Origin of the sequence: Streptomyces sp. NPDC004266 (assembly GCF_042874095.1) — a bacterium.
Classification (GTDB): Bacteria; Actinomycetota; Actinomycetes; order Streptomycetales; family Streptomycetaceae; genus Streptomyces.
On record NZ_JBIAMM010000013.1, the window covers coordinates 157,842 to 180,721 of the forward strand.

Sequence of the window (22,880 nt, forward strand, 5' to 3'; positions counted from 1 at the left end):
CTTTCGTGCGAGTGTGATTGACGGAACGTCCGGGAGCCGATACCCCTGTACGGGTTCGGTCCCGCACGCCCCCGTGTCACCCCCTGCCTCTGGAGGCTGCCTTGCTCCGTTCCGCGTCGCGCAGACGTCCCTCGCCGATCCGTGTGCCGGGAGCGGTGGGCGCCCTGGCGTCCGCCGCCCTGCTGTTTCCCCTGCTGTCCGCCGCCCCGCCCGCCGGAGCCGACGTGCCCGAGGCGGGTGTCCTGCAGGGGCAGTTCGCGCGGGCGGCCGAGCGGCACGGCGTGCCCGAGAGCGTGCTGCTCGCCGTCTCGTACCTGCAGTCGCGGTGGGACGCCCACGGCGGTGCGCCCAGCGTGACCGGCGGCTACGGGCCGATGCACCTGACGGACGCGGTGACGGCACTGGCCCGGACCGCCCCGCACCACTCGGAGGGCGGGGAGGACGCCCGGGGCGACTCCTCCCGCCCCGCCCGCGCCACCGGGGACGTCCCGGTGCCCGCGCCCGAGGAGCTGCCCGAGCGGCTGCGGACCCTGGAGCGGGCGTCCGCGCTGTCCGGGATCCCGGCCGAGGAGCTGCGCACCGTGCCGGCCGCGAACATCGAGGGCGGGGCGGCGCTGCTCGCGGCGGCGCAGCGCGAGGCCGGCCTTCCGGCGAGCGCGGACCCGGCCGACTGGTACGGGGCGGTGGCGCGGTACTCCGGTGCGGACGACTCGGCGACGGCGGCGACGTACGCGAACGACGTGTTCGACGTGATCCGGACCGGACAGACGCGGACGACGGACAGCGGGCAGGTGGTGACGCTGCCGGCCGACCCGGCGGTGGCGCCCGCCACCGGTCAGGTGTCGGCGCTGGGCCTGCGGCGGCCGGCCGCCGGGCCCGTGGAGTGCCCGGCCTCGGTGGCCTGCGAGTGGGTCCCCGCGCCGTACGAGGAGTTCGGCGACGGCGACTACGGCAACCACGACAAGGCGGACCGGCCCGCCTCCCAGTCGATCGACTACATCGTGATCCACGACACCGAGGCGGACTGGAAGACCACCCTGAAGCTGGTGCAGGACCCGACGTACGTGTCCTGGCAGTACTCGCTGCGCTCCTCCGACGGGCACATCGCCCAGCACGTGCCGCTGAAGGACGTGGCCTGGCACGCGGGGAACTGGTTCGTGAACGCCAAGTCGGTGGGTCTGGAGCACGAGGGCTTCCTGACCTCTCCGGACTCCTGGTACACGGAGGCGATGTACCGGTCGTCGGCGCGCCTGGTGCGGTACGTCGCCGCGCGGTACGGCATCCCGCTGGACCGGCAGCACGTCCTCGGTCACGACAACGTGCCGGGCACGGTGACCTCCACGATCAAGGGCATGCACACGGACCCGGGCCCGTACTGGGACTGGGCGCACTACTTCCGGCTGCTCGGCCGTCCGGTCACGCCGAGCGCCGGTCCGCACGCGGGCGTGGTGACGATCCGGCCCGACTACGAGTCCCACCGGCCGGTCTACACGGGCTGTGTGACGGCGGCGGAGGCGTGTGCGCCGCACGGCAGCGGGGCGGTGCGCCTGCACACCGCGCCGAGCGCCGACGCGCCCCTGGTGAAGGACATCGGTCTGCGGCCGGGTGGGCAGGCCTCCACCACGGGCGTCAACGACACGGGGGCGCGGGCCTCGACCGGGCAGAGCTTCGCGGTGGCGGAGCGGCGGGGGGACTGGACGGCGGTCTGGTACCTCGGACAGAAGGCGTGGTTCTCGAACCCGGTGGAGGAGCCGACGGCGGTGAACGCGCGGGGCCTGGTCCTGACGCCCCGGGAGGGGCTGGCGGAGGTTCCGGTGTACGGGCGGGCGTATCCGGAGGCCTCGGCGTATCCGGCGGGCGTGCCGGTGCAGTCGGTGTCGCCGCTGCCGTACAGGCTGCTCGCGGGGCAGCGGTACGTGGTCGGGGGCAGCACCCCGGGCGAGTACTACTTCGCGCCGGTGTTCGATCCGAGCGGGCACACCGTGGTCCGGGGGCAGGAGGAGTACTACCAGATCCAGTTCGGCCATCGAGTGGCCTTTGTGAAGGCCGCTGACGTGCGGGTTTCCCAGGGCTGACGGAGGTCTGGCCGAAAGGTGCGGGGTGGTGCCGGCAGTGGGGTCCGGCACCACCTCTCCGGCGCTCATACGACTATTCGGGAGATCGCGTGTGCCGTCCGGGCGACGGGTAAGGCTGGGCCGGTCGACTGCCCCAGCTCACCGGAAGGCCACCCAGGAAATGCCTCAGCCCTTCGTTATGCCGGATTTCTATGTTCCGTATCCGGCACGGCTCAATCCCCATGTGGAGGCCGCCCGCACCCACACGCGTGACTGGGCGCGGAAGACGGGGATGCTGGAGGGCTCGGGGGTCTGGGAGGAGCACGACCTCGAATCCCACGACTACGCGCTGCTCTGCTCGTACACCCATCCCGACTGCGACGAGGAGGCGCTGAACCTCGTCACCGACTGGTACACCTGGGTCTTCTTCTTCGACGACCACTTCCTGGAGGTCTTCAAACGCACCCAGGACCGGGCCGGCAGCAAGGCGTACCTCGACCGGCTCCCGCTGTTCATGCCGGCGGACCCGGCGACCGGCGTGCCCGAGCCCACCAACCCCGTCGAGGCGGGTCTCGCCGACCTCTGGCGGCGGACGGTCCCGTCGATGTCCGAGGGCTGGCGGGTGCGGTTCGCGGAGGCGACGGAGCACCTGCTCTACGAGTCCCTGTGGGAGCTCGACAACATCAACGACGGGCGGGTCGCCAACCCCCTGGAGTACATCGAGATGCGCCGCAAGGTGGGCGGCGCGCCCTGGTCGGCCGGTCTCGTGGAGTACGCGGCGGGGGCCGAGGTCCCCGCCCAGGTGGCGTACTCCCGGCCGCTGCGGGTGCTCAGGGACGCCTTCTCGGACGCCGTGCACCTGCGCAACGACCTCTTCTCGTACCAGCGCGAGGTGGAGGAGGAGGGCGAGAACAGCAACGGCGTCCTCGTCCTGGAGCGGTTCCTCGGCTGCACGACCCAGGAGGCGGCGAACGCCGTCAACGACCTGCTGACCTCGCGGGTCCAGCAGTTCGAGAACACCGCGCTCACCGAAGTGCCGCTGCTCGCCGCCGAGAAGGGGCTGAGTCCCCAGGAGTGCGCGGCGGTCGCGGCGTACGCGAAGGGGCTCCAGGACTGGCAGTCCGGCGGTCACGAGTGGCACATGCGCTCCAGCCGCTACATGAACGAGGGCATGGTCGGCGGGCCCTCTCACCTGGACGGGATCATCGGCACCTCCGCGCTCGACGTCCGGACCCTGTTCGGGCGTCCGGCGGCGGCCCGGCACCGGGCGTTCACCCATGCGCCGCACCAGCACGTGGGCCCCTCGCTGCTGCCCGAGTTCGACCTGCCGTACCCGCTCGCGATCAACCCCCACCACCGGCGGGCCGCGCGGCACACGGTGGACTGGGCCGAGCGGACGGGCCTCCTCGACGACCTCTGGGACCGGTCGACGGCGGAGGGCTTCGACCTCGCGCTGTGCGCGGCGGGCCTCGATCCGGACGCGTCCCCGGAAGACCTGGAGCTCAGCGCCGACTGGCTGACCTGGGGCACCTACGCGGACGACTACTACCCGGCCGTCTTCGGACGGACGGGCGGCCTGGCCGGCGCGAAGGAGCAGACCGACCGGCTCAAGGCGTGCATGCCGCTCGACGAGCCCGCAGCGGGAGCGGCGCACGCGGTGAACCCCCTGGAGCGTTCGCTCGCCGACCTCTGGGAGCGGACCGCCGGCACGATGGCGCCCCCGGCGCTGGCACAGCTGCGGGTCTCGCTCGACGTGATGCTCGACAGCTGGATGTGGGAGATGCACAACGTGGTGCAGCACCGGGTGCCCGACCCGGTCGACTACATCGAGATGCGCCGCAGCACCTTCGGCTCCGAGCTGACCATGCTGCTGTGCCGGCTGCGGCAGGACACGGCGCTGCCGGCGGAGCTGTTCCGGTCGGGGACGGTGCGCAGCCTGGAGAACTCGGTCATGGACTACGGGACGCTCGTCAACGACCTCTTCTCGTACCAGAAGGAGATCGAGGTCGAGGGCGAGGTGCACAACGGCGTTCTGGTGCTCCAGAAGTTCTTCGACTGCGACTACCCGACCGCGGTGTCGATGGTCGACGACCTGATGCGGGGGCGGCTGCGCCAGTACGAGAACCTGAAGCAGCGTGAGGTCCCGCTGCTGTACGAGGAGTTCGGGCTCGACGCGGCGGGGCGGGAGGCCTTCGAGGCGTATCTGCGGGAGCTGGAGGACTGGCTCGCGGGCATCCTCAACTGGCACCGGAAGGTGCGGCGTTACGGCGCGGAGGACGTGCGCGCGGGCAGCGGCAGCGCTCTGCTGCGGCGCGGGCCGACGGGTCTCGGCACCTCGGCGGCGCGGATCTCGGAGCTGCTCGGCGCAGGCTCCCGCTGACGTACGCCGAAGGCCTCCGGGAGGGTTCCCGGAGGCCTTCGGACCGTCGGATCAGGGGCGCGCTCGGCGGGGCGGCGCGGGGACGCCCGTCGCCGGCGCGCCTCAGGGGCGCCGGCCGCGCAGTTCGTCGAGCTCGCGGCGCTCGCGCTTGGTGGGGCGTCCCGCGCCCCGGTCGCGCACGGCGGCGACGGCGACGTGCTCGCGCGGCGGCGGGGGCGGGCTGTTGTCCACGTACGCCTCGACGGCGACCGGCGGGCCGACCCGCTTGGTGTGGAGCTCCTTGATCTCGACGATCCGCTCCCGGCCGCCGTGGAAGATCCGGACCTCGTCGCCGGGCTTCACGGCCTGGGCGGGCTTGACCCGCTCGCCGTTGACCTTGACGTGTCCGGCACGGCAGGCGGCCGCGGCCTGGGAGCGGGTCTTGGTGAGGCGGACCGCCCAGATCCAGGCGTCGACGCGCGCGCTCATCGGCCCGGCTCCCGTCAGCCCTGCTGGAACAGCTCGGCGGGCAGCGGCTTGAGCAGCGCGTACAGGTCGTCGGTGATCGGCCGGTCCCAACTGGCGATCGTCACGAGGACGTTGTCGCTGCGGTCGAACTGGACGCAGGAGATGCGGCTCTCGGAGAGCTTGAGGCGGCGCACGATGAGGAGGTTGTCGCCCTGCATGACGGGCATGTCCTCGGTGTCGAGGACCTCGACCGGCTCGTCGTTCTCCAGGGCGGCGAGGAGCTGCGCCACCTCGAAGGGGATCTGGCCGTCGGCGAGCTCGCGCGCCGGGGAGCCCTCGGGCAGGTTACCGATGATCATCGCGGGTCCGCGGCCGCCGAACAGGTCGTAGCGGAGGAACACGCCCTGACAGGAACCGTCGGGCGCGGGCAGCAGACCGGCGCCGAGATTGCCGGGCCAGTCCCCCGGATCCATGGCCAGGACGTCGAAGTCCGGGCCCGCGGGTGTGGCGGCGCTGCGGCGGCGGAGGAAGGACATACGGCCATGGTACGTGCCCCGGCGCGCCGCGCGACGCGCCGGGCGGCCGCCCCTGGGCGGCGGCGCTCGCCGGGGCCGCCGGCCCGGGCCGGACCCGGTGGCGCGGCCCGGCCCGTGCGCCGTCGCCGACCGGCCGGGCCGGTCGGCGACGGCCTCCGGAAGCTTCACACGTACGGCGGTCCGAGGACCCGGCGGTCACGTGGGGTGTCGCCCCCGTCACGGAGGGGTCGCGACACGGGCGGCCGACGGGGGAAGCGCTCCCGGCGGGGCGGCCGGACGCATGGCCTCCGTGCGGGGGGGGGCGGGGCCGCCCGCCTTCCTCATCTCCCCCGTTCGGCCGAGTCGTCCGAGCGCCGCGAGAGGCCGTTCAGGAGGTCCAACGCCCTTTCCGCGCGGTCGTGTTCGACGAAGAGGTGGTCGTGGTGGAAACCGGCCACCACGTTGCAGCTCAGGCCCGCGGCGGCGAGCTCGCCCGCGACGGCCGCCGTGAGTCCGACGCCGTCGAGCGCGGAGTGCACCCGGAGCGTGATCCGTCCGGCCACGTAGTCGTACGGGAGGCCGGCGGCGTCCGCCTCCTCCTGCCACACGACGAGGGTGAGGCCCTCGGGTTCGGTGACGGTGACGACGGGGGCGACCCCGGCCGGGGTGGGGCCGTCCACCGTGGTGAAGACGTAGCGGCCGGGGTCGAGTTCCGGGCGCATCCCGGCGAGGAGCCGGGTGAGGTCGCGTTCCGCGTTCACGCGGGCCAGGGTAGTCCTTCTCGCGGGTGCTCAGCCGGTGGGCGGGGTGTCCCCCATCAGCCACATGGAGAAGAACTGGGCGCCGCCTCCGTAGGCGTGGCCGAGGGCCCGGCGGGCGCCCTCGACCTGGTGCTCTCCGGCCTCCCCCCGCACCTGGAGCGCGGCCTCGGCGAAGCGGATCATCCCGGAGGCTCCGATGGGGTTGGTGGAGAGGACCCCGCCCGAGGGGTTCACGGGCAGGTCGCCGTCGAGCTCGGTCACCCCGGCCTCGGTGAGCTTCCAGCCCTCGCCCTCCTCGGCGAAGCCCAGGTTCTCCAGCCACATGGGTTCGTACCAGGAGAACGGCACGTACATCTCGACGGCGTCGATCTCCCGCCGGGGGTCGGTGACGCCGGCCTGCCGGTAGACGTCGGCGGCGCAGTCCCGGCCGGCCCGCGGGGAGACGAAGTCCTTGCCCGCGAAGAGGGTGGGTTCGCTGCGCATCGCCCCGCCGTGCACCCAGGCGGGCGGCCGTGGCGCGCGGTCGGCCCCGGCCCGGTCGGTGAGGACCATGGCGCAGGCGCCGTCCGATGAGGGGCAGGTCTCGGAGTAGCGGATGGGGTCCCAGAGCATCGGGGAGGCCTGGACCTTCTCCAGGGTGAGGCCGTGCTCGTGGAGGTGGGCGTACGGGTTCTTGAGGGCGTTGCGCCGGTCCTTGTACGCGACGAGGGAGCCGATCGTGTCGGGGGCGCCGGTGCGGCGCATGTACGCGCGCACGTGCGGGGCGAAGAAGCCTCCGGCGCCGGCGAGCAGGGGCTGCTGGAAGGGGACGGGCAGGGAGAGGCCCCACATGGCGTTGGACTCGGACTGCTTCTCGAAGGCGAGGGTGAGGACGGTCCGGTGCACGCGCGCGGAGACCAGGTTGGCGGCGACGAGGGCGGTGGAGCCGCCGACCGATCCGGCCGTGTGGACCCGGAGCATGGGCTTGCCGACCGCGCCGAGGGCGTCGGCGAGGTACAGCTCCGGCATCATGACGCCCTCGAAGAAGTCGGGGGCCTTGCCGATGACGACGGCGTCGATGTCCGCCCAGGTCAGCTCGGCGTCCTCCAGGGCGCGGACGGCGGCCTCGCGGACCAGTCCGGCGATGGAGACGTCCCCGCGGGCGGCGACGTGCTTGGTCTGGCCGACGCCGACGACGGCGACGGGCTCTTTACCGGGCATGGGTCTCCCCTTCCAGGACGGCGACGAGGTTCTGCTGGAGGCAGGGGCCGGAAGTCGCGTGGGCGAGGGCGCGGTCGGACTCGCCGCGGTGGACGCGGGCGGCGGCCTCGCCGAGCCGGATCAGTCCCGCGGCCATGACGGGGTTGGCGGCGAGGGCGCCGCCGGAGGGGTTGATCCGCACGCTGTCGTCGAGGCGGAGGGCCTTCCTGAGGACGACCTCCTGGGAGGTGAAGGGGGCGTGGAGTTCGGCGGTGTCGGCGGGCCGTTCGAAGGCTCCGGCACGCTCGGCGGCGAGGCGGGTGGAGGGCGAGTCGGTGAGGTCGCGGACGCCGAGGGAGTGGGCCTCGATCCGGTGGTCCATGCCCCGGATCCAGGCGGGGCGCTCGCACAGCTCGCGGGCCCGGTCGCCGGCGGCCAGGATCACGGCGGCGGCGCCGTCGCCGATGGGCGGGCAGTCGCCCGTGCGGAGGGGCTGGACGGCGTATCCGCCCTGGGGGCGGGCGCCGGGCAGCTGGGCGTGGGGGTTGGTCCTCGCGTCCTCGCGGCTGCGGGCGGCGATCGCGGCGAGGGCCGGTTCGTCGGTGTCCCCGGCGTCGACGAGGGCCTGGGCCTGGAGGGCGGCGAGGGCGACGGAGTCGGGCCAGAGCGGGGCGAGGTAGTACGGGTCGAGCTGACGGGTGAGGACGTCGCGGACGGAGCCGGGCGAGGACTTGCCGTAGGAGTAGACGAGGGCCGTGTCGGCCTCGCCGGTGAGGAGCTTCACCCAGGCCTCGTAGAGCGCCCAGGCGCCGTCCGTCTCGACGTGGGACTCGGAGATCGGCGGCCAGGCGCCGACGCCGTCGAGGGCCATGGTGAAGGAGAAGGCGCGCCCGGCGAGGTAGTCGGAGGAGCCGGAGCAGGTGAAGCCGATGTCGGCGGCCTTCAGACCGGTCCGCCGCTGCACCTCGTGCAGCACGGGCATCACCATCTCGACCTCGGAGAGGTCGTCGGTGTGCCGTCGGTGGTCGCTCTGGGCGAAGGCGACGATCGCCACGTCCCGGCTCATAGCAGCTCCTTGTACGTGTCGTAGTCGGCGTCGGGCTCGCCGGTGGGCCGGTAGTGGTCCGGGTAGCGGCCGTCCTCGCTCCACACGGGTTCCACGCGCAGGCCCATGCGGACCTCGTCGTACGGGATGCCGGCGATGCGCCCGTGGAGGGCGAGCCCGGCGCCGTCGAGGGCGATGTGGGCGTAGACGTACGGCACCTCGATGTCGAGGTTCTTCGCCTTGATGTTGACGATGCAGAAGGTGGTGACGGTGCCGCGGGGGCCGACCTCGACCCGGTCGGTGGTGGCGACGCCGCAGGTGGGGCAGGCGCCGCGGGGAGGCACGTACACCTTGGCGCAGGAGGGGCAGCGCTCGCCGACCGTGCGGCGCTCGGCGAGCCCGTGCAGGTAGCGGGTCTGGGCGCGGCCGGGACTGTACGTGTAGTCGAGGCGGGCGGGGGCGACGATGCCGGTCACGGGGTCCTCGAACCGTCCGTCGTGCGGGGCGGGTCGGTGCTCCTCGGTGCTCTCGTACGGTTCGAAGCAGGCGATGTCCGTGATCGCGCCGGAGCGTTCGGCGGCCCAGCGGATCCGCACCCGTAGGCCGGTGCGGACGGCTTCGGGGCCGGGGGCGTCGAGGGCGTGGAGGAGGGCGGTGTCGGCGCCGTCGAGACGCACGAGGACCCAGGCGAAGGGGGTCGCGAGGGGCTGTCCGCGGCGGGGCTCGGGGTTCCAGGCCCAGGTGGTGACGGTGCCGGTGGGGGCGACCTCGACGAGGTCGCGGAGTTCGGCGGCGGTCGCGGGGTCGTACTCGACGGGCGGGACGAGCACCTCGCCCGCCTCGGTGCGCACGCCGAGGACGGTGCGCTCGCGCAGCCCGGTGAGGAAGGCGGACTGGACGGGGCCGAGGGAACGGGTGAAGGGGAACTCGACGACGAGGGGCGCGCGGAGGGCCTCCGGCGGTGGGGTGACGGCTGTCATGGGACGGCTCCTTGGGTGGGGTGGGGGGCGCTGGTGCGGGGGCGCGGGCGGGCACGGCGCGGGGGCCACCGCGCGGGGCCTTCGCCCCGCCCCGCGCCTTCCCGGACCGGTGGCGGGGGTCCTGGGGCGGAGCCCCCGGTCACGGGGAGGGGCGGGGCGGGGAGGTCACTCCCGGCGGTACACCGGTGCGCGCTTCTCCGCGAACGCCCTCGCCCCCTCCTTCGCGTCCGCCGTGTCGAAGACCGGCCACCCCCGCTTCAGTTCGGCGGCGAGCCCCTCCGTCTCGGTCATCTCGGCCGTCTCGTACACGGAGGCCTTGACGGCCTCGACGGCGAGCGGCCCGCAGGCGTTGATGCGTTCGGCGATGTCGAGGGCCGCGTCCAGGGCGGTGCCGTCGGGGACCACGCGGCCGACGAGGCCGATGGCGGCGGCCTCGTCGGCGCTGTACGGGCGGCCGGTGAGGAGCATCTCGAGGGCGTGGGTGCGGGCGATCTGGCGGGGCAGGCGGACGGTGGAGCCGCCGATGGGGAAGAGGCCCCGCCGGACCTCGAAGAGGCCGAAGGTGGCGGAGGCGGCGGCGACCCTGATGTCGGTGCCCTGGAGGATCTCGGTGCCGCCGGCGACGCAGTGGCCCTCGACGGCCGCGATGACGGGCTTGCGGGGGCGGTGGTGGCGGAGCATCGCCTTCCAGTGCAGGTCGGGGTCGGCCTTCAGCCGGTCCCGGTACCGCTCGCCCGCCATGCCCTTGCCGGCCAGGGCCTTGAGGTCCATCCCGGCGCAGAAGGAACCGCCCGCGCCGGTGAGGACGACCGAGCGGACGGTGTCGTCGGCGTCGGCCTCCAGCCAGCCGTCGTACAGGCCGACGAGCATCGGCAGCGAGAGGGCGTTCTTGGCCTCGGGCCGGTTCAAGGTGAGGACGAGCGTGGCGCCTTCGCGCCGGACGCTGAGGTGTTCGGTGCCGCCCATGGGGGTCTCCCGTCTCCAGTTCTGGAACAGGTTGCAGGAGCCGGGGGTCCAGTTCAATAGTTTTCTGACACTCAGTCAGATTCTTCTGCGCATCCCCTTCCCCCGGTGACCGGTCGGCGCTCTAATGACCGCCACGTCCATGTGAACCGGCGAACCGGGCTCAGGAGGAACGGTGGAGTACAACCTTGCCGACCTGTTCGAATCGGTCGTCGACGTGGTCCCCGACCGCGAGGCGCTGGTGTACGTCGACCATCCCGGCACGGGCGAGGAGCGGCGGCTCACCTACGCCGGGCTCGACGCCGCCGCCAACCGGATCGCGCACCACCTGATCGACGCGGGCATCCGGCCCGGCGAGCACCTCGGCCTCCACCTGTACAACGGCGTCGAGTACCTGCAGACCGTCCTCGCCTGCCTGAAGGCGCGGATCGTGCCGGTCAACGTGAACTACCGGTACGTGGAGGAGGAGCTCGTCTACCTCTACCGGGACGCCGACCTGGCCGCCCTCGTCTTCGACGCCGAGTTCACCGGCCGGGTCGCGGCGGCGCTGCCGCAGACGGAGAAGCTGCGGCACCTCATCCGGGTGGGGCCCGCCCGTCGCCCGACGACCGCCCCTCAAGGAGCTGCTGCGCAGCGCGGGATCGATTTCGAGGACGCCCCGGCGCTCGACTGCGTGGCGTTCACCGAGGCGGAGGCCTCCGGTTCACCGGAGCGCGGCTTCGCCCCCCGCTCCCCCGACGACCTGTTCGTCATCTACACCGGCGGCACCACCGGCATGCCCAAGGGCGTCCTGTGGCGCCAGGAGGACCTCTTCTTCGCGGGCCTCTTCGGCGGCGACCCCTCCGGCGAGCCCGTGAAGCGTCCCGAGGAGCTGGCGGAGCGGGTCGCGGCCGGCGGCGCCGGCATCACCTTCTTCCCCGCGCCGCCCCTCATGCACGGCACCTCCACCCTGACCGCCTTCATCGCCCTCAACTACGGGCAGCGGGTCGTCCTGCACCGCAAGTACGTGCCCGAGGAGGTGCTGCGCACCCTGGAGAAGGAGAAGGTGTCCAGCATCTCCCTGGTCGGGGACGCGATGCTGCGCCCGCTCGTGGACGCGCTGCGCGGACCGCTCAAGGGCACGGACCTGTCCGCCCTCTTCAGCCTCTCCTCCTCCGGGGCGATCATGTCCGAGACGGTACGGGCCGAGCTCCAGGAGCTCATGCCGAACGTCCTGCTGCTCAACAACTTCGGCTCCACCGAGTCCGGTTCCAACGGGCGCGCCACCGACGACTCCGGCCCGGCCAAGGGCTTCCGGCTGCACGTCAACGAACGCACCCAGGTCGTGGACCCGGCGACCCGTGCCCCCGTCGCGCCGGGCGAGACCGGTCGCCTCGCCCAGCGCGGCCACGTCCCGCTCGGCTACTACAACGACCCGGTCAAGACCGCCGAGACCTTCTTCGAGCGGGACGGGGTGCGGTGGGTGCTGCTCGGCGACATGGCGACCGTCGACGGGAGCGGGGTGGTCACCGTCCTGGGCCGCGGCTCGCAGTGCATCAACACCGGGGGCGAGAAGGTCTATCCGGAGGAGGTGGAGCAGGCCCTGAAGTCCCACCCCGACGTGTACGACGCGCTGGTCGCCGGTGTCCCCGACGCCCGCTGGGGCAACCACGTCGCCGCGGTCGTCCAGCTCCGCCCGGACGCCGCGCCGCTGGACCTGGAGTCCCTCCAGACCCACTGCCGGCAGCAGCTGGCGGGCTACAAGGTCCCCCGCCAGCTGGTGCTCACCGACCGCATCCAGCGCTCCCCCAGCGGCAAGGCCGACTACCGCTGGGCCCGCGCGGTGGCGGTGGAGGCGGACGCGGAGACCCCCTGAGGTCAGCGGTGCACGGGGGCCCTAGATCCCGAACTGCCTTATGGCGGCCAGGAATTCGGCCGGTCGGGTCTCGTGGACGAGGTGGCCGGCCCCGATCGTGACGAGGCGGGCGTCCGGGATGCGGTCGGCGAGGCCGGACAGCTGGTCCTGGGGGACGTGGCTGGTCGGGCCGCCGGCGATGACGAGGGTGGGGGCCGTGATCGCGGCGAGCCCCTCGCGCCAGGCCGGGTCGGGGGCGTTCAGCTGGGCGTCGGTGGCCGGGACGATGTCCCAGTCGAAGGCGAGGGGCCCTTCGGGACGCTCGGCCACCGGACGCGGCGGGTCGAGCGGGACGAAGGCCGGTGCCTCCTCCAGGACGAGGCGGCCGACGAGCCCGGGTTCGCGCTGGGCGAGGAGGTGCGCGGCGCCGGCGCCCATCGAGTGGGCGACGACGTCGGCTCCGGCGAGACCGAGGGCCTTGACGAAGCCGCCGAGCTCGTCGCGGAAGTCCTCGAAGCCGTAGCGGCCCGGCCGGTCGCTGAGTCCGTGGCCGCGCAGGTCGACCGCGTACACCCGGTGGTCGACGGCCAGGTCCTCGATGACCTCCGTCCAGGTCGTGCTGTTCTCGCCGCGGCCGTGGACGAGGACGACGGGCCGGGCGTCCTCGGCTCCCGCGACCCGGTAGGCGAGGCGTACGCCGTCCACGGCGACCGTGCGCACGGCCGGGTCGAGGAAGGCGGCGACCGCGCGGGCGAAGGCGTCGGCGTCGTCGACCCAGGGGTGGTGTCCGGCGCCCGGCTGGACGACGAGCTCCGCGTGCGGGAAGAAGGCCGCCGCCTCGGCCGCCTTCGCGGGCGTCGGGCCCGCGTCGTGCTCGCCCGCCACGATCAGGACCGGCGCGGTGAGCGCGCCGAGCGCGCGGCGGGTCGCCGCGGGGTCGTAGGCGCCCTCGCCGTGGTAGGCGGACGCGGCCTCCCAGTTCGTCTCCCGCCCGTTGGCCGCCGCGTGCTCCCGGGCGGCGGCGTCCCAGCGCCCGTAGGCGAAGGGGGCGGTGATCTCGTGGACGCGCCGCAGCGGGGTGTCCGGGCCGATGGTGTCCAGGGCGGCCTTGGCCTCCGGGTACCAGGGCCGGTCGGCGAAGACCTCGACGGCCTTGTCCCACTCCTCGTCCGTGGTCCCGACGCCGAGGGCGCGTCCGAGGGAGGTGACGAGGACGAGGGAGCGGATCCGCTCGGGGTGGGCGGCGGCGTACAGGACGGCGAGGTTGCCGGCCGCCGAGTGGCCGAGGAGGTCGATCCGGTCCAGGCCGAGGTGGGCGCGGAGGGCCTCGACGTCGCCGACCTGCCGGTCGCAGCGGTACGTGCCGGGGTCAGCGGGCTCGGCGCTCGCCCCGGTGCCGCGGGCGTCGAGCAGGACGAGGGCGCGGTGGGCGGCGAGTCCGCCGAGGTCCCCGAGGTAACCGGCGTCACGCATCGGCCCGCCCGCCAGGCACACGAGCGGCTCCCCCTCCCCCTGGACGCGGTAGGCGAGTTCGGTCCCGTCATATGTCGTGAACGTCGGCATGCCGACGATCCTCACCGGCGCCGGTGGATCATCGCAATCGGTTTCGCCGAGGGCGCGACGCGGCACGACGACGAAGCACGGTCACGAAGCACGAGGTCACAGCGCCGGGCAGGCCGTGCGGTGGCCGGGGCGCGATACGGTGGGGGACCGTCCCCGAACCGCGAAGGAATCGTTCCACCGTGCCCGACACCCGGGAATCCGCACTGCGCGGCGACTGCGCGAACTGTTTCGGCTTGTGCTGCGTGGCGCTGCCCTTCGCCAAGTCGGCCGACTTCGCCGTGAACAAGTCGTCGGGCGAGCCCTGCCGGAACCTCCAGGAGGACTTCCGCTGCGGGATCCACACCAGGCTGCGGCCGAGCGGTTTCCAGGGCTGCACGGTGTACGACTGCTTCGGCGCGGGCCAGCGGGTCTCCCAGGTGACCTTCGGCGGCGTGTCCTGGCGCGAGGCTCCGGAGACGGCCCGGCAGATGTACGAGGTGTTCCCGGTGGTGCGCCAGCTGCACGAGCTGCTGCGCTACCTCACGGAGGCCCTGGCGCTGCGGACGGCCCGCCCCGTCCACGCCGGGCTGCGGGCCGCGCTGGCCCGGGTCGAGGAGCTCGCCGGGGGCACGCCGGAGGCCCTGGAGAAGCTGGACGTGGCCGCGGTGCGCGCCGAGGTCAATCCGCTGCTCCTCAGGACGAGCGAGCTGGTCCGCGCCACGGCCGGCGGACGGCCGAAGAGCCGGCGGGGGGCGGACCTGATCGGCAAGCGGCTGCGCGGGGCGAAGCTGCGGGGCACGGACCTGCGCGGGGCGCTGCTCATCGCGGCCGACCTGACGGGGGCGGACCTGTCGCTCACGGACCTGATCGGCGCCGACCTGCGGGACGCCGACCTGTCGGGCGCGGACCTGACCGGCGCGCTGTTCCTGACGCAGCCCCAGCTGAACTCGGCGCGCGGGAACGCGACGACCCGCCTCCCGGAGGGCTTCGACCGCCCCGCGCACTGGACGGCCTGATCCGAAAGACAGGCCCTAGTGGGGCACGGTCACGACGATCTTGCCCACCTGGTGGCCGGCCTCCATGGCGCGGTGCGCCGCGACGATCTCGTCGAGGGTGAAGGTGCGGTCGACGGCCGGCTCGAAGAAGCCGGTGCGCAGTCCCGACTCGACGAAGGCGCGGGCCCGCCGCAGCCGCTCCGGGTCCCTGGTCGTCTCCGGCATCGTGTAGGTCCGCAGGGAGACGGCGGGCATCCCGAGGTCGAAGCCGGGGTACGGGGTCGGGAGGCCGCTCACCGCTCCGTAGAGCAGCACGGTGCCGCCGGGGGCGACGGACCTGACGAGGTCGGTGAGGCCGGGGCCCGCGACCGCGTCGAAGACGAGGTCGGCGCCGCGCCCGCCCGTGAGGTCCCGCACGCGCTCGGCGACGTCCTCCTCGTCGGTGACGATCACCTCGGCCGCTCCCGCCTTGAGCAGGGCGTCCTTCTTGGCCCGGGTGCGGGTGGTGACGAGGGGCGTGGCCCCGATCCGGTGCGCGGTCCTGATCGCGGCGAGGCCGACGCTGCTGGAGGCCCCGGTCAGGACGACGGTGTCCCCCGCGCGCATCCCGCCGACCTCCACGAGGCCGCCGTACGCCGTGACGTACGGCATCCACACGGCGGCGCCCTCGACGGGGCCGAGGCCCTCGGGGCGGGGGACGAGGGAGGACGCCGGGACGATCGCGCGTTCGGCGTAGACGCCGTGGTCGTTCATCGAGAACGAGGGCACGACGCTGACCGCCTGTCCGGCCGCGAGCCCGCCCACCCCCTCGCCGAGGGTCTCGACGACACCCGCCGCCTCCAGGCCGATGCGGGCGGGGAAGCGCCGGGCCGGTTCGATGTAGTGGCCGCCGCGGAAGAGGGCCTCGGCGCGGTTGAGGCCGATGGCCTCCACCCGGAGGAGGACTTCGCCGGGGCCCGGTTCGCCCACCTCCACGTCCTCCAGGCGGAGCACCTCCGGACCGCCGTACTCGTGGAACCGCACCGTCCTGGCCTTGCTCATCGGACTTCCCCTCCCCGCTCGGTGACGGCGGCGCGCGGGCCGCTCCGCCGCCGCGCCCCAGCCAAGCGCAAGGTTCGGCCACTGTCAAACTTTGACGCTCATGAAACTTTGACGCCTGTCGTACGATGCTCACGGAGGTCGACACGATGAGAGCAGCGACGGGCACCGGCCGGCCGGGCCGCGTCCCACCCCACCCCGACATGCACGAGATCGGCCTGCAGCAGGTCCTGGAGGCCCTGGTCGACCCCGTCAGGCGCCGGATCGTCGTCGAGCTGTACGCGGCGCGCGAGGACCTGGCCTGCGGGGCCATCGACCTGCCGGTCGGCAAGTCCACGGCCACCCACCACTTCCACGTCCTGCGCGAGGCCGGCCTCATCCGCCAGCACTACGCGGGGACCTCCCGCATGAACGCCCTGCGCCGCGAGGAGTTCGAGGAGCGCTTCCCAGGGCTCCTGCGAGCCGTGGTGGCCGCGCACGAGGGCGACGCCTCCACCTAGCCCGCCGGGACGCACCGCCCCCTCCTTCCACCTTCCGCCGGACGCACCCCGAAGACAAGACTGCATTTTCCGCCCGCGAACCGGGAGACTCGCTCCCGGACGGCCGTCCGCGCCGCCCCTCACGGGAGGACGTTCATGGCAGAGGTCTGGGATCCGCACGGCAGTCTGCGCCGGATGCTGTGGGTCGGCGGCGCGCAGTGGGCCGGCAAGACGACCGTGTCCGAACTCCTGTCGCGTGACTTCGGTCTGACGGTGTATCACTACGACTACCACGACGCCAGGGGCCATCAGGACCGCCGGATCGCGCGGCGGGCGGTGAGGGGCGAGCCGGTGGCGGACCCGGGGCCCGAGCGGGTCTGGACGGAACGGAGCCCGGAGGAGATGGCGGCCGAGACGCTCGCCGGTTTCCCCCTGCGGTTCGAGTGGGTCCTGGACGACCTGCGCGCCCTGTCGACCGGCCGGCCGGCGATCGCCGAGGGATGGGGGCTGCGGCCCGAGCTGGTCGCTCCGCTGGTCGACTCGGTCCGGCGCATGGTGGTCCTCGTGCCCACGGAGGACTTCCGGCAGCACCAGATCCGCACCCTGCCGCGCGCGGGCGCCCTGGGCGTGCCGGTCGGCGACCCGGCGCGCGCCCAGGCCAACCGGATCGCCCGCGACCGCCTGGTCGCCGAGGACGCGGTGCGCGCCGCCCGGCGCCTGGGCGTCCGCGTGATCGAGGTCGACGGGACGCGGGACGCGGCGGCCGTGGCGTCCCTGGTCGCCGAGCAGTTCTCCCCGTGGCTGGGGGCGCCACCAGGAGCGGGTGGGTCCTAGGGCCTGATCCGAAAGACAGGCCCTAGACCTCGTACAGGTACGGCGTCGTGGTCGTCAGCGTCAGGAAACCGAGGCGCCGGAGGATCGGGCGGCTGGTGTCCGCCGCGTCGACCTGGACGTAGCGGTGGCCCCGGTCGGCGGCGATGCGGGCGCGGTGGGCGACGAGGGCGCGGTAGAGGCCTCGGCCGCGCCAGCCCTCGACGGTGCCGCCGCCCCAGAGGCCCGCGAAGTCCGTGCCGGGGTACAGCTCCAGACGGGCGGCGCTCACGGGTTCCCCCGCGGCGAGGGCGACGACGGCGGTGACCGTGTCGGGGTCGGCCGCGAGCCGGTCCAGGAGCCGGCGGCCGAGGTCGGAGCTGTCGGTGCCGAAGGCGCGCTCGTGGACCTCGACGACCTGGCGGACCCCGGCCTCGTCGGTGACCGCGCGGATCTCGACGCCCTCGGGCAGCGGGACCTCCCGGGGCAGGTCCGCGGCCTCGGCGGCCATCAGGGTCTCCGGCTCCTCGGGGGTGAAGCCGGCCGCGCGGAGCCGCTCGCCGAGGTCTGCGGGGGTGTCGTGCGCGTACAGCTTCCACTCGAAGGACAGGCCGGCGGCGCGGTAGTGCTCGATCTGCGCGGCGATGGCGCCGTCGGCGCCCCGCGCGTCGGTTCCGGACCACAGGACGCCGTTCCACGCGTGCGCGGGGCCGGTCTGGCGGACGACGTCGCCGACGCGCTCGACGCGGCAGCCGGGCCCGTCGGGGCGGGCCTCGCGGCGCAGCTGGAGGTCGTGGAGGTCACGCAGGTGCTGGGGTTCCATGGCGGCCACTCCAGCACCGGCGTCCGGGTCCGGGCAACGGGTTTTGCCCGGCCGGCGGTCAGGCGCGCGGACGCACCTCGACGTTCTCCAGGATGCCGACCGCGTCCGGCACGAGGATCGCGGCGGAGTAGTAGGTGGAGACCAGGTAGGAGATGATCGCCTTCTCGTCGATGCCCATGAAGCGGCAGTTGAGGCCGGGCTCGATCTCGTCGGGCAGGCCGGTCTGGTGGAGGCCGATGACGCCCTCGTTGTTCTCGCCGGTGCGGACGGCGATGATCGAGGAGCTCTGCCGGTCGGTGACCGGGATCTTCCCGCAGGGGAGGAGGGGGACCCCGCGCCAGGCCGGCATGTGGCGTCCCTCGACGTCGACGGTGCCGAGCACGAGACCGCGCTTGTTGCACTCCTTGCCGAAGGCGGCGATGGCCCGGGGGTGGGCGAAGAGGTAGTCGGTGTCGCGGCGCATGCTGAGCAGGTCGTCGAGGTCGTCGGGGGTCGGCGGGCCCGAGTGGGTCTGGATGCGCTGGTCGAAGTCGGTGTTGTGGAGCAGCCCGAACTCGGGGTTGTTGACGAGCTCGTGCTCCTGGCGCTCGCGGAGCTCCTGGACGGTCAGGCGGAGCTGCTGCTCCGTCTGGTTCATCGGCTGGTTGTAGAGGTCGGCGACGCGGGTGTGCACCTTCAGGACGGTCTGGGCGACGCTGAGTTCGTACTCGCGCGGCTTGAGTTCGTAGTCCGCGTACGCGCCGGGCAGCGCGGCCTCGCCGACGTGGCCGGCGCTGAGCTCGATGGCCGCCTCGCCGACCCGGTTGGTGGGGCGGCGGTGGCCGTTCGACCCGGCGCCCCGGACGTGGTCGCGGAGGTTCTCGTACTCCTCGGCGACGGCCAGGTAGGCGGTGCGGGGCAGGGCGAGGAGGGTGACGGCGGTAGCGGCCTTGGCGGTGAAGTCCCACGTCCCGTCCCCGGCGAGCACCTGGCCGCCGAAGGTGTCGCCGTCGCCGAGCAGGCCGAGGAGGGTCTCGTCGCCGTACTGTCCGGTGCCGAGCTTCTCGATCTTGCCGTGGGCGACGAGGTGGACGTGGTCGGCCGGGCTGCCGGCGTTCACGATGACCTGGCCGGGCGCGTACTCCTGCTGGACGAAGCGTTCGGCGAGGGCGCCGAGCGCGGCGGGGTCGTCGAAGCCGCGCAGCAGCGGGAGTTCGGCCAGCTCGGCGGGGATGACCTCGACCCTGGAGCCGCTCTTGACGAAGGTGACGCGGCCGTCGCCGACCACGTACGAAAGGCGCCGGTTGACCCGGTAGACGCCGCCGGGGGTGTGGACCCAGGGGAGCTTGCGGAGCAGCCAGCGGGAGCTGATGCCCTGCATCTGGGGTTCGGACTTGGTGGTGGTGGCGAGGTTGCGGGCGGCGGCGGTGCTGAGGCTGAGCTGCACCTGGCGGAGCTCGATGGCGGGCGGGGTGGCCGCCGGCTCGGTGTCGACCGACATGGGTGACTCGCTTTCTGGCGTTCGCGGACTCTCGTACGTCACTCTCCGCGTCCAGATGTAACGCACGGTGGTGTACGTCATCCGGGTGCGGCGCGAACGGGTGGGAGCGCCGGGTGGGGGCGGCCGCCCCGCGAGCGCCGTGCACGCTCCGCCGTCCGGACGGTCGCCCGACGGCCACCTGGCGGGAAAAGTCCTCCCGGCCCCTTGCCAAGCCCCGGGGGCCTCCGGTTTTACTGACCCCGAACGGATCAACCGAATGATCGGTTGTCCGTTTTACGACGGCGGAGGAGTGGCGCATGACGGAACTGCTGGACAGCGGCGAACGGCTCGGGCGCGAGGAGCTCGCGGCCCTCCAGCTGGAGCGGCTGCGCACGACCCTGCGGCACGCGTACGAGAACGTGGACTTCTACCGTCGCTCCTTCGACGCGGCCGGACTGACCCCGGACGACTGCCGTACGCTCGCGGACCTGGCCCGCTTCCCGTTCACCGCCAAGTCGGACCTGCGCGAGCACTACCCCTTCGGCATGTTCGCCGTCGACCAGTCCCGGATCCGGCGGATCCACGCCTCCAGCGGCACCACCGGCCGGCCGACCGTCGTCGGCTACACCCAGGCCGACCTGGACATGTGGGCCGACGTGGTGGCCCGCTCCCTGCGCGCGGCCGGGGCGCGCCCCGGGCACAAGGTCCATGTGGCCTACGGATACGGCCTGTTCACCGGCGGTCTCGGCGCCCACTACGGTGCGGAGCGACTCGGGTGCACGGTGATCCCGGCGTCCGGCGGCATGACGGCCCGGCAGGTGCAGCTCATCCAGGACTTCCGGCCCGAGATCATCATGGTGACCCCCTCGTACATGCTGACGCTGCTCGACGAGTTCGAGCGGCAGGGCGTGGACCCGCGCTCCACCTCGCTGAAGGTCGGCGTCTTCGGCGCGGAGCCGTGGACGGAGGAGATGCGCAAGGAGATCGAGGAGCGGTTCGCGATCGACGCGGTCGACATCTACGGCCTGTCGGAGGTGATCGGCCCCGGCGTGGCGCAGGAGTGCGTGGAGACCAAGGACGGTCTGCACATCTGGGAGGACCACTTCTACCCGGAGATCGTGGACCCGTTCACCGGCGAGGTGCTGCCCGACGGGGAGGAGGGCGAGCTGGTCTTCACCTCGCTCACCAAGGAGGCCATGCCGGTGATCCGCTACCGCACCCGTGACCTCACCCGTCTCCTGCCGGGGACCGCGCGGGTGTTCCGCCGGATGGAGAAGGTCACCGGGCGCAGCGACGACATGATCATCCTGCGGGGGGTGAACCTCTTCCCCACCCAGATCGAGGAGATCGTGCTCCGCACCCCGGGCGTGGCCCCGCACTTCCAGCTGCGGCTGACCCGGGAGGGCCGGCTCGACGCCCTGGCCGTGCGGGCCGAGGCCCGCCCGGACGCGACGCCCCGGGAGCGCGAGGCGGCGGCCCGGGCGATCGCCGCGGCGGTGAAGGACGGGGTCGGGGTCTCCGTGGACGTGGAGGTGGTCGACCCGGAGACGCTGGAGCGCTCGGTGGGCAAGATCAAACGGATCGTGGACCTCCGGGGCGCGTAGCCTGGGGGGAAGGAGGTGGTTGCGATGCTGTCGGACTCCCCCATAGCCGCGATCATTCCGGTCAATGACATGAACCGGGCCAAGCAGTTCTACTCGGAGACCCTCGGTCTCTCCCTCACGAAGGAGTCCCCGGAGGACACCAGGTACGAGTGCGGCGGCACGATCATCGGCCTCTACGAGACGCCGTACGGCGGCCAGGCCGGTCACACGCTGGCGAGCTGGAAGGTCGACGACCTCGACGGCGAGATGAAGGAGCTGCGCTCCAGGGGCGTCACCTTCGAGGAGTACGACCTGCCCGGGATCAAGACGGTCGACGGCGTCGTCGAGTCGGACACCATGCGGGGCGCCTGGTTCAAGGACAGCGAGGGCAACATTCTCTGCGTGATGGAGGAGCGCGAGGGCTGAGACCCGCGGCGCCCGCCGCGTCACGGCGTCACGCGGCGCCGAAGCGGTCCCTCAGCTCCCGCTTGAGGATCTTGCCGCTGGCGTTGCGGGGAAGCGCGTCCACGAGGAGGACGCGCTTCGGCGCCTTGAAGTGGGCGAGCTTCTCGCGGGCGTGGTCGAGGAGTTCGGCCTCGGTGACCTCCCCGCGCGGGACGACGACGGCCGTGACCGCCTCGATCCACCGCTCGTCGGGGAGGCCGACGACGGCCACCTCGGCGACCGCGGGATGGGTGTAGAGCGCGTCCTCCACCTGGCGGGAGGCGACGAGCACGCCTCCGGAGTTGATGACGTCCTTCACCCGGTCGACGATCGTGAGGTAGCCCTCGGCGTCGCGGACCGCGAGGTCCCCCGAGTGGAACCAGCCGCCCCTGAAGGCCTCCTCGGTCTCGTCTGGCTTGCGCCAGTAGCCGTCGCACAGCTGCGGGGACCGGTAGACGATCTCCCCGGGGGTGCCGTCGGGGACGTCCTCGCCGTCCTCGCCGACGACGCGGGCCTCGACGTGGCGCACGGGACGGCCGCAGGAGTCCATCCGGCCCTCGTGCTCGTCGGGGCCGAGGACCGTGGCCAGGGGGCCGATCTCCGACTGGCCGAAGCAGTTGTAGAAGGCGAGCTCCGGAAGCCGGGCGCGCAGCCGCTCCAGGACGGGCACGGGCATGATCGAGGCCCCGTAGTAGGCCTTGCGCAGGGCCGAGAGGTCGCGGGCGGCGAAGTCGGGGTGGTTGGCGAGGCCGATCCAGACGGTCGGCGGGGCGAAGAGGCTGTCGGCGCGGCCCGCCTCGATCAGGTCGAACAGGACGTCCGGGTCGGGTCCGTCGACGATCGTGTTCTCGGCGCCGACGGCGAGGTAGGGCAGCAGGAAGACGTGCATCTGCGCCGAGTGGTAGAGCGGCAGCGCGTGCACCGGCCGGTCGTCCTCGCTCAGGTCGAGGGCCTCGATCGCGCTCGCGTACTCGTGGGAGAGGGCGAGGTGGGTCATCATCGCGCCCTTGGGGAGCGCGGTGGTGCCCGAGGTGTAGAGCAGCTGGGCGAGGTCGCGGGCGTCGCGGTCGGTGAGGTGCTCCCCCGGTTCGGCGAGCGCGTCGAGCAGTGAACCGGGCGCGTCCCGCAGGGCCTTGACCGCGAAGCCGTCGGGGATCCGGTCGGCGAGGGCGGGGTCGGCGAGCACGAGCGAGCTGTCCGACTGCTCCAGGACGTACGCCAGGTCCTCGCCGGTCAGGTGGTGGTTGACCGGCACGTGGATCAGGCCGGCCCGGGCGCAGGCGAGGAACGCGACGAGGTAGGCGTCCGAGTTGTGGCCGTACGTGGCGACGCGGGCGTACTCCGGCAGGGCGATCCCGTGCTCCGGCTCGCGCAGGACGGCGGCGGCCGTGGAGACGGCCGCGTCCAGCTCCGCGTACGTCCAGGTCCGGTCGGCGTACCGCACGGCGATCCGGTCGGGCACGCGCCGGGCGCTCGCGCGCAGGTGACCGTCGACGGTGTGGCTGAGGAGTCGGTCCATGCGGTGATCCTCGGCGCGGAGCGTACGGAA

20 protein-coding genes are annotated in these 22,880 nt (G+C 73.2%); 8 read left to right on the top strand and 12 right to left on the bottom strand.

The window, feature by feature from the left end:
- The first annotated feature begins 155 nt into the window (after positions 1-155).
- Positions 156-2,075, top strand: a complete 1,920-nt coding sequence (locus ACFYUZ_RS28490; protein ID WP_389313922.1) for an N-acetylmuramoyl-L-alanine amidase — start codon at positions 156-158, stop codon at positions 2,073-2,075.
- Positions 2,076-2,235: 160 nt separating this feature from the next.
- On the top strand, positions 2,236-4,434 hold the full coding sequence (locus ACFYUZ_RS28495) for a germacradienol/geosmin synthase (protein ID WP_389313924.1): 2,199 nt from the start codon (positions 2,236-2,238) through the stop codon (positions 4,432-4,434).
- Between the two features lie 102 nt (positions 4,435-4,536).
- Here the strand turns inward: ACFYUZ_RS28495 and ACFYUZ_RS28500 are convergent, their stop codons facing one another.
- From ACFYUZ_RS28500 to ACFYUZ_RS28530, 7 genes are all read right to left on the bottom strand, one after another.
- Entirely contained in the window at positions 4,537-4,902 is a 366-nt protein-coding gene (locus ACFYUZ_RS28500) for an RNA-binding S4 domain-containing protein (RefSeq protein WP_030688986.1), read from the bottom strand.
- A gap of 14 nt (positions 4,903-4,916) precedes the next feature.
- Positions 4,917-5,417 carry a hypothetical protein gene (locus ACFYUZ_RS28505; RefSeq protein ID WP_030688984.1) on the bottom strand — a complete coding sequence of 167 codons (501 nt, stop codon included), beginning with the start codon at positions 5,415-5,417 and terminating at the stop codon, positions 4,917-4,919.
- 320 nt (positions 5,418-5,737) lie between these two features.
- On the bottom strand, positions 5,738-6,157 hold the full coding sequence (locus ACFYUZ_RS28510) for an ACT domain-containing protein (protein ID WP_389313926.1): 420 nt from the start codon (positions 6,155-6,157) through the stop codon (positions 5,738-5,740).
- A 30-nt stretch (positions 6,158-6,187) separates the two neighbouring features.
- Positions 6,188-7,357 carry a thiolase domain-containing protein gene (locus tag ACFYUZ_RS28515; RefSeq protein WP_389313928.1) on the bottom strand — a complete coding sequence of 390 codons (1,170 nt, stop codon included), beginning with the start codon at positions 7,355-7,357 and terminating at the stop codon, positions 6,188-6,190.
- Positions 7,347-8,402, bottom strand: a complete 1,056-nt coding sequence (locus tag ACFYUZ_RS28520) for a thiolase domain-containing protein (protein ID WP_389313930.1) — start codon at positions 8,400-8,402, stop codon at positions 7,347-7,349. The genes ACFYUZ_RS28515 and ACFYUZ_RS28520 overlap by 11 nt, the downstream gene beginning before the upstream one ends.
- On the bottom strand, positions 8,399-9,361 hold the full coding sequence (locus ACFYUZ_RS28525; RefSeq protein WP_389313931.1) for a Zn-ribbon domain-containing OB-fold protein: 963 nt from the start codon (positions 9,359-9,361) through the stop codon (positions 8,399-8,401). The genes ACFYUZ_RS28520 and ACFYUZ_RS28525 overlap by 4 nt, the downstream gene beginning before the upstream one ends.
- Positions 9,362-9,526: 165 nt before the next feature.
- Positions 9,527-10,327 (bottom strand): crotonase/enoyl-CoA hydratase family protein, encoded by an 801-nt coding sequence (locus ACFYUZ_RS28530; RefSeq protein ID WP_389313933.1) that lies wholly within the window; start codon positions 10,325-10,327, stop codon positions 9,527-9,529.
- Between the two features lie 172 nt (positions 10,328-10,499).
- On the opposite strand from ACFYUZ_RS28530, the gene ACFYUZ_RS28535 reads away from it, so the two are divergent.
- Positions 10,500-12,179, top strand: coding sequence for an acyl-CoA synthetase (locus ACFYUZ_RS28535; protein WP_389313935.1), 1,680 nt, complete (start codon positions 10,500-10,502; stop codon positions 12,177-12,179).
- A 21-nt stretch (positions 12,180-12,200) separates the two neighbouring features.
- Here ACFYUZ_RS28535 and ACFYUZ_RS28540 read toward each other — a convergent pair whose 3' ends face one another.
- On the bottom strand, positions 12,201-13,721 hold the full coding sequence (locus ACFYUZ_RS28540; RefSeq protein WP_389313937.1) for an alpha/beta fold hydrolase: 1,521 nt from the start codon (positions 13,719-13,721) through the stop codon (positions 12,201-12,203).
- A 179-nt stretch (positions 13,722-13,900) separates the two neighbouring features.
- On the opposite strand from ACFYUZ_RS28540, the gene ACFYUZ_RS28545 reads away from it, so the two are divergent.
- Positions 13,901-14,716, top strand: coding sequence for a pentapeptide repeat-containing protein (locus ACFYUZ_RS28545; protein WP_389313939.1), 816 nt, complete (start codon positions 13,901-13,903; stop codon positions 14,714-14,716).
- A gap of 15 nt (positions 14,717-14,731) precedes the next feature.
- On the opposite strand, the gene ACFYUZ_RS28550 is transcribed toward ACFYUZ_RS28545, so the two are convergent.
- A complete protein-coding gene (locus ACFYUZ_RS28550; protein ID WP_389313941.1) occupies positions 14,732-15,736 on the bottom strand; it encodes a zinc-dependent alcohol dehydrogenase family protein in 1,005 nt (334 codons plus the stop codon).
- 146 nt (positions 15,737-15,882) lie between these two features.
- Here ACFYUZ_RS28550 and ACFYUZ_RS28555 point away from each other — a divergent pair, with 146 nt between their 5' ends.
- Complete coding sequence (locus ACFYUZ_RS28555) at positions 15,883-16,233, top strand: ArsR/SmtB family transcription factor (RefSeq protein ID WP_389313943.1); 351 nt, start codon at positions 15,883-15,885, stop codon at positions 16,231-16,233.
- A 135-nt stretch (positions 16,234-16,368) separates the two neighbouring features.
- Positions 16,369-17,046 carry a hypothetical protein gene (locus ACFYUZ_RS28560; protein ID WP_389313945.1) on the top strand — a complete coding sequence of 226 codons (678 nt, stop codon included), beginning with the start codon at positions 16,369-16,371 and terminating at the stop codon, positions 17,044-17,046.
- 22 nt (positions 17,047-17,068) lie between these two features.
- On the opposite strand, the gene ACFYUZ_RS28565 is transcribed toward ACFYUZ_RS28560, so the two are convergent.
- Positions 17,069-17,845 carry a GNAT family N-acetyltransferase gene (locus tag ACFYUZ_RS28565; RefSeq protein WP_389313947.1) on the bottom strand — a complete coding sequence of 259 codons (777 nt, stop codon included), beginning with the start codon at positions 17,843-17,845 and terminating at the stop codon, positions 17,069-17,071.
- A 58-nt stretch (positions 17,846-17,903) separates the two neighbouring features.
- Positions 17,904-19,325 carry a family 2B encapsulin nanocompartment shell protein gene (locus ACFYUZ_RS28570; RefSeq protein WP_389313949.1) on the bottom strand — a complete coding sequence of 474 codons (1,422 nt, stop codon included), beginning with the start codon at positions 19,323-19,325 and terminating at the stop codon, positions 17,904-17,906.
- A gap of 296 nt (positions 19,326-19,621) precedes the next feature.
- On the opposite strand from ACFYUZ_RS28570, the gene paaK reads away from it, so the two are divergent.
- Together paaK and ACFYUZ_RS28580 are read left to right on the top strand one after the other, a co-directional pair.
- Positions 19,622-20,908 (top strand): phenylacetate--CoA ligase PaaK, encoded by a 1,287-nt coding sequence (gene paaK, locus ACFYUZ_RS28575; protein WP_389313951.1) that lies wholly within the window; start codon positions 19,622-19,624, stop codon positions 20,906-20,908.
- A 24-nt stretch (positions 20,909-20,932) separates the two neighbouring features.
- On the top strand, positions 20,933-21,313 hold the full coding sequence (locus tag ACFYUZ_RS28580; RefSeq protein WP_389313953.1) for a VOC family protein: 381 nt from the start codon (positions 20,933-20,935) through the stop codon (positions 21,311-21,313).
- A 28-nt stretch (positions 21,314-21,341) separates the two neighbouring features.
- Here ACFYUZ_RS28580 and ACFYUZ_RS28585 read toward each other — a convergent pair whose 3' ends face one another.
- Entirely contained in the window at positions 21,342-22,850 is a 1,509-nt protein-coding gene (locus ACFYUZ_RS28585; protein WP_389313955.1) for a fatty acyl-CoA synthetase, read from the bottom strand.
- Positions 22,851-22,880 lie beyond the last annotated feature (30 nt).

What these genes read in the sequence shown, in the direction of transcription:
- ACFYUZ_RS28555 (WP_389313943.1), top strand. Translation starts at nt 15,883, where the DNA reads ATGAGAGCAGCGACGGGCACCGGCCGGCCGGGCCGCGTCCCACCCCAC.
- ACFYUZ_RS28560 (WP_389313945.1), top strand. Translation starts at nt 16,369, where the DNA reads ATGGCAGAGGTCTGGGATCCGCACGGCAGTCTGCGCCGGATGCTGTGG.
- ACFYUZ_RS28530 (WP_389313933.1), bottom strand. Translation starts at nt 10,327, where the DNA reads ATGGGCGGCACCGAACACCTCAGCGTCCGGCGCGAAGGCGCCACGCTC.
- paaK (WP_389313951.1), top strand. Translation starts at nt 19,622, where the DNA reads ATGACGGAACTGCTGGACAGCGGCGAACGGCTCGGGCGCGAGGAGCTC.
- ACFYUZ_RS28500 (WP_030688986.1), bottom strand. Translation starts at nt 4,902, where the DNA reads ATGAGCGCGCGCGTCGACGCCTGGATCTGGGCGGTCCGCCTCACCAAG.
- ACFYUZ_RS28565 (WP_389313947.1), bottom strand. Translation starts at nt 17,845, where the DNA reads ATGGAACCCCAGCACCTGCGTGACCTCCACGACCTCCAGCTGCGCCGC.
- ACFYUZ_RS28520 (WP_389313930.1), bottom strand. Translation starts at nt 8,402, where the DNA reads ATGAGCCGGGACGTGGCGATCGTCGCCTTCGCCCAGAGCGACCACCGA.
- ACFYUZ_RS28515 (WP_389313928.1), bottom strand. Translation starts at nt 7,357, where the DNA reads ATGCCCGGTAAAGAGCCCGTCGCCGTCGTCGGCGTCGGCCAGACCAAG.
- ACFYUZ_RS28585 (WP_389313955.1), bottom strand. Translation starts at nt 22,850, where the DNA reads ATGGACCGACTCCTCAGCCACACCGTCGACGGTCACCTGCGCGCGAGC.
- ACFYUZ_RS28495 (WP_389313924.1), top strand. Translation starts at nt 2,236, where the DNA reads ATGCCTCAGCCCTTCGTTATGCCGGATTTCTATGTTCCGTATCCGGCA.
- ACFYUZ_RS28580 (WP_389313953.1), top strand. Translation starts at nt 20,933, where the DNA reads ATGCTGTCGGACTCCCCCATAGCCGCGATCATTCCGGTCAATGACATG.
- ACFYUZ_RS28550 (WP_389313941.1), bottom strand. Translation starts at nt 15,736, where the DNA reads ATGAGCAAGGCCAGGACGGTGCGGTTCCACGAGTACGGCGGTCCGGAG.
- ACFYUZ_RS28505 (WP_030688984.1), bottom strand. Translation starts at nt 5,417, where the DNA reads ATGTCCTTCCTCCGCCGCCGCAGCGCCGCCACACCCGCGGGCCCGGAC.
- ACFYUZ_RS28570 (WP_389313949.1), bottom strand. Translation starts at nt 19,325, where the DNA reads ATGTCGGTCGACACCGAGCCGGCGGCCACCCCGCCCGCCATCGAGCTC.
- ACFYUZ_RS28540 (WP_389313937.1), bottom strand. Translation starts at nt 13,721, where the DNA reads ATGCCGACGTTCACGACATATGACGGGACCGAACTCGCCTACCGCGTC.
- ACFYUZ_RS28525 (WP_389313931.1), bottom strand. Translation starts at nt 9,361, where the DNA reads ATGACAGCCGTCACCCCACCGCCGGAGGCCCTCCGCGCGCCCCTCGTC.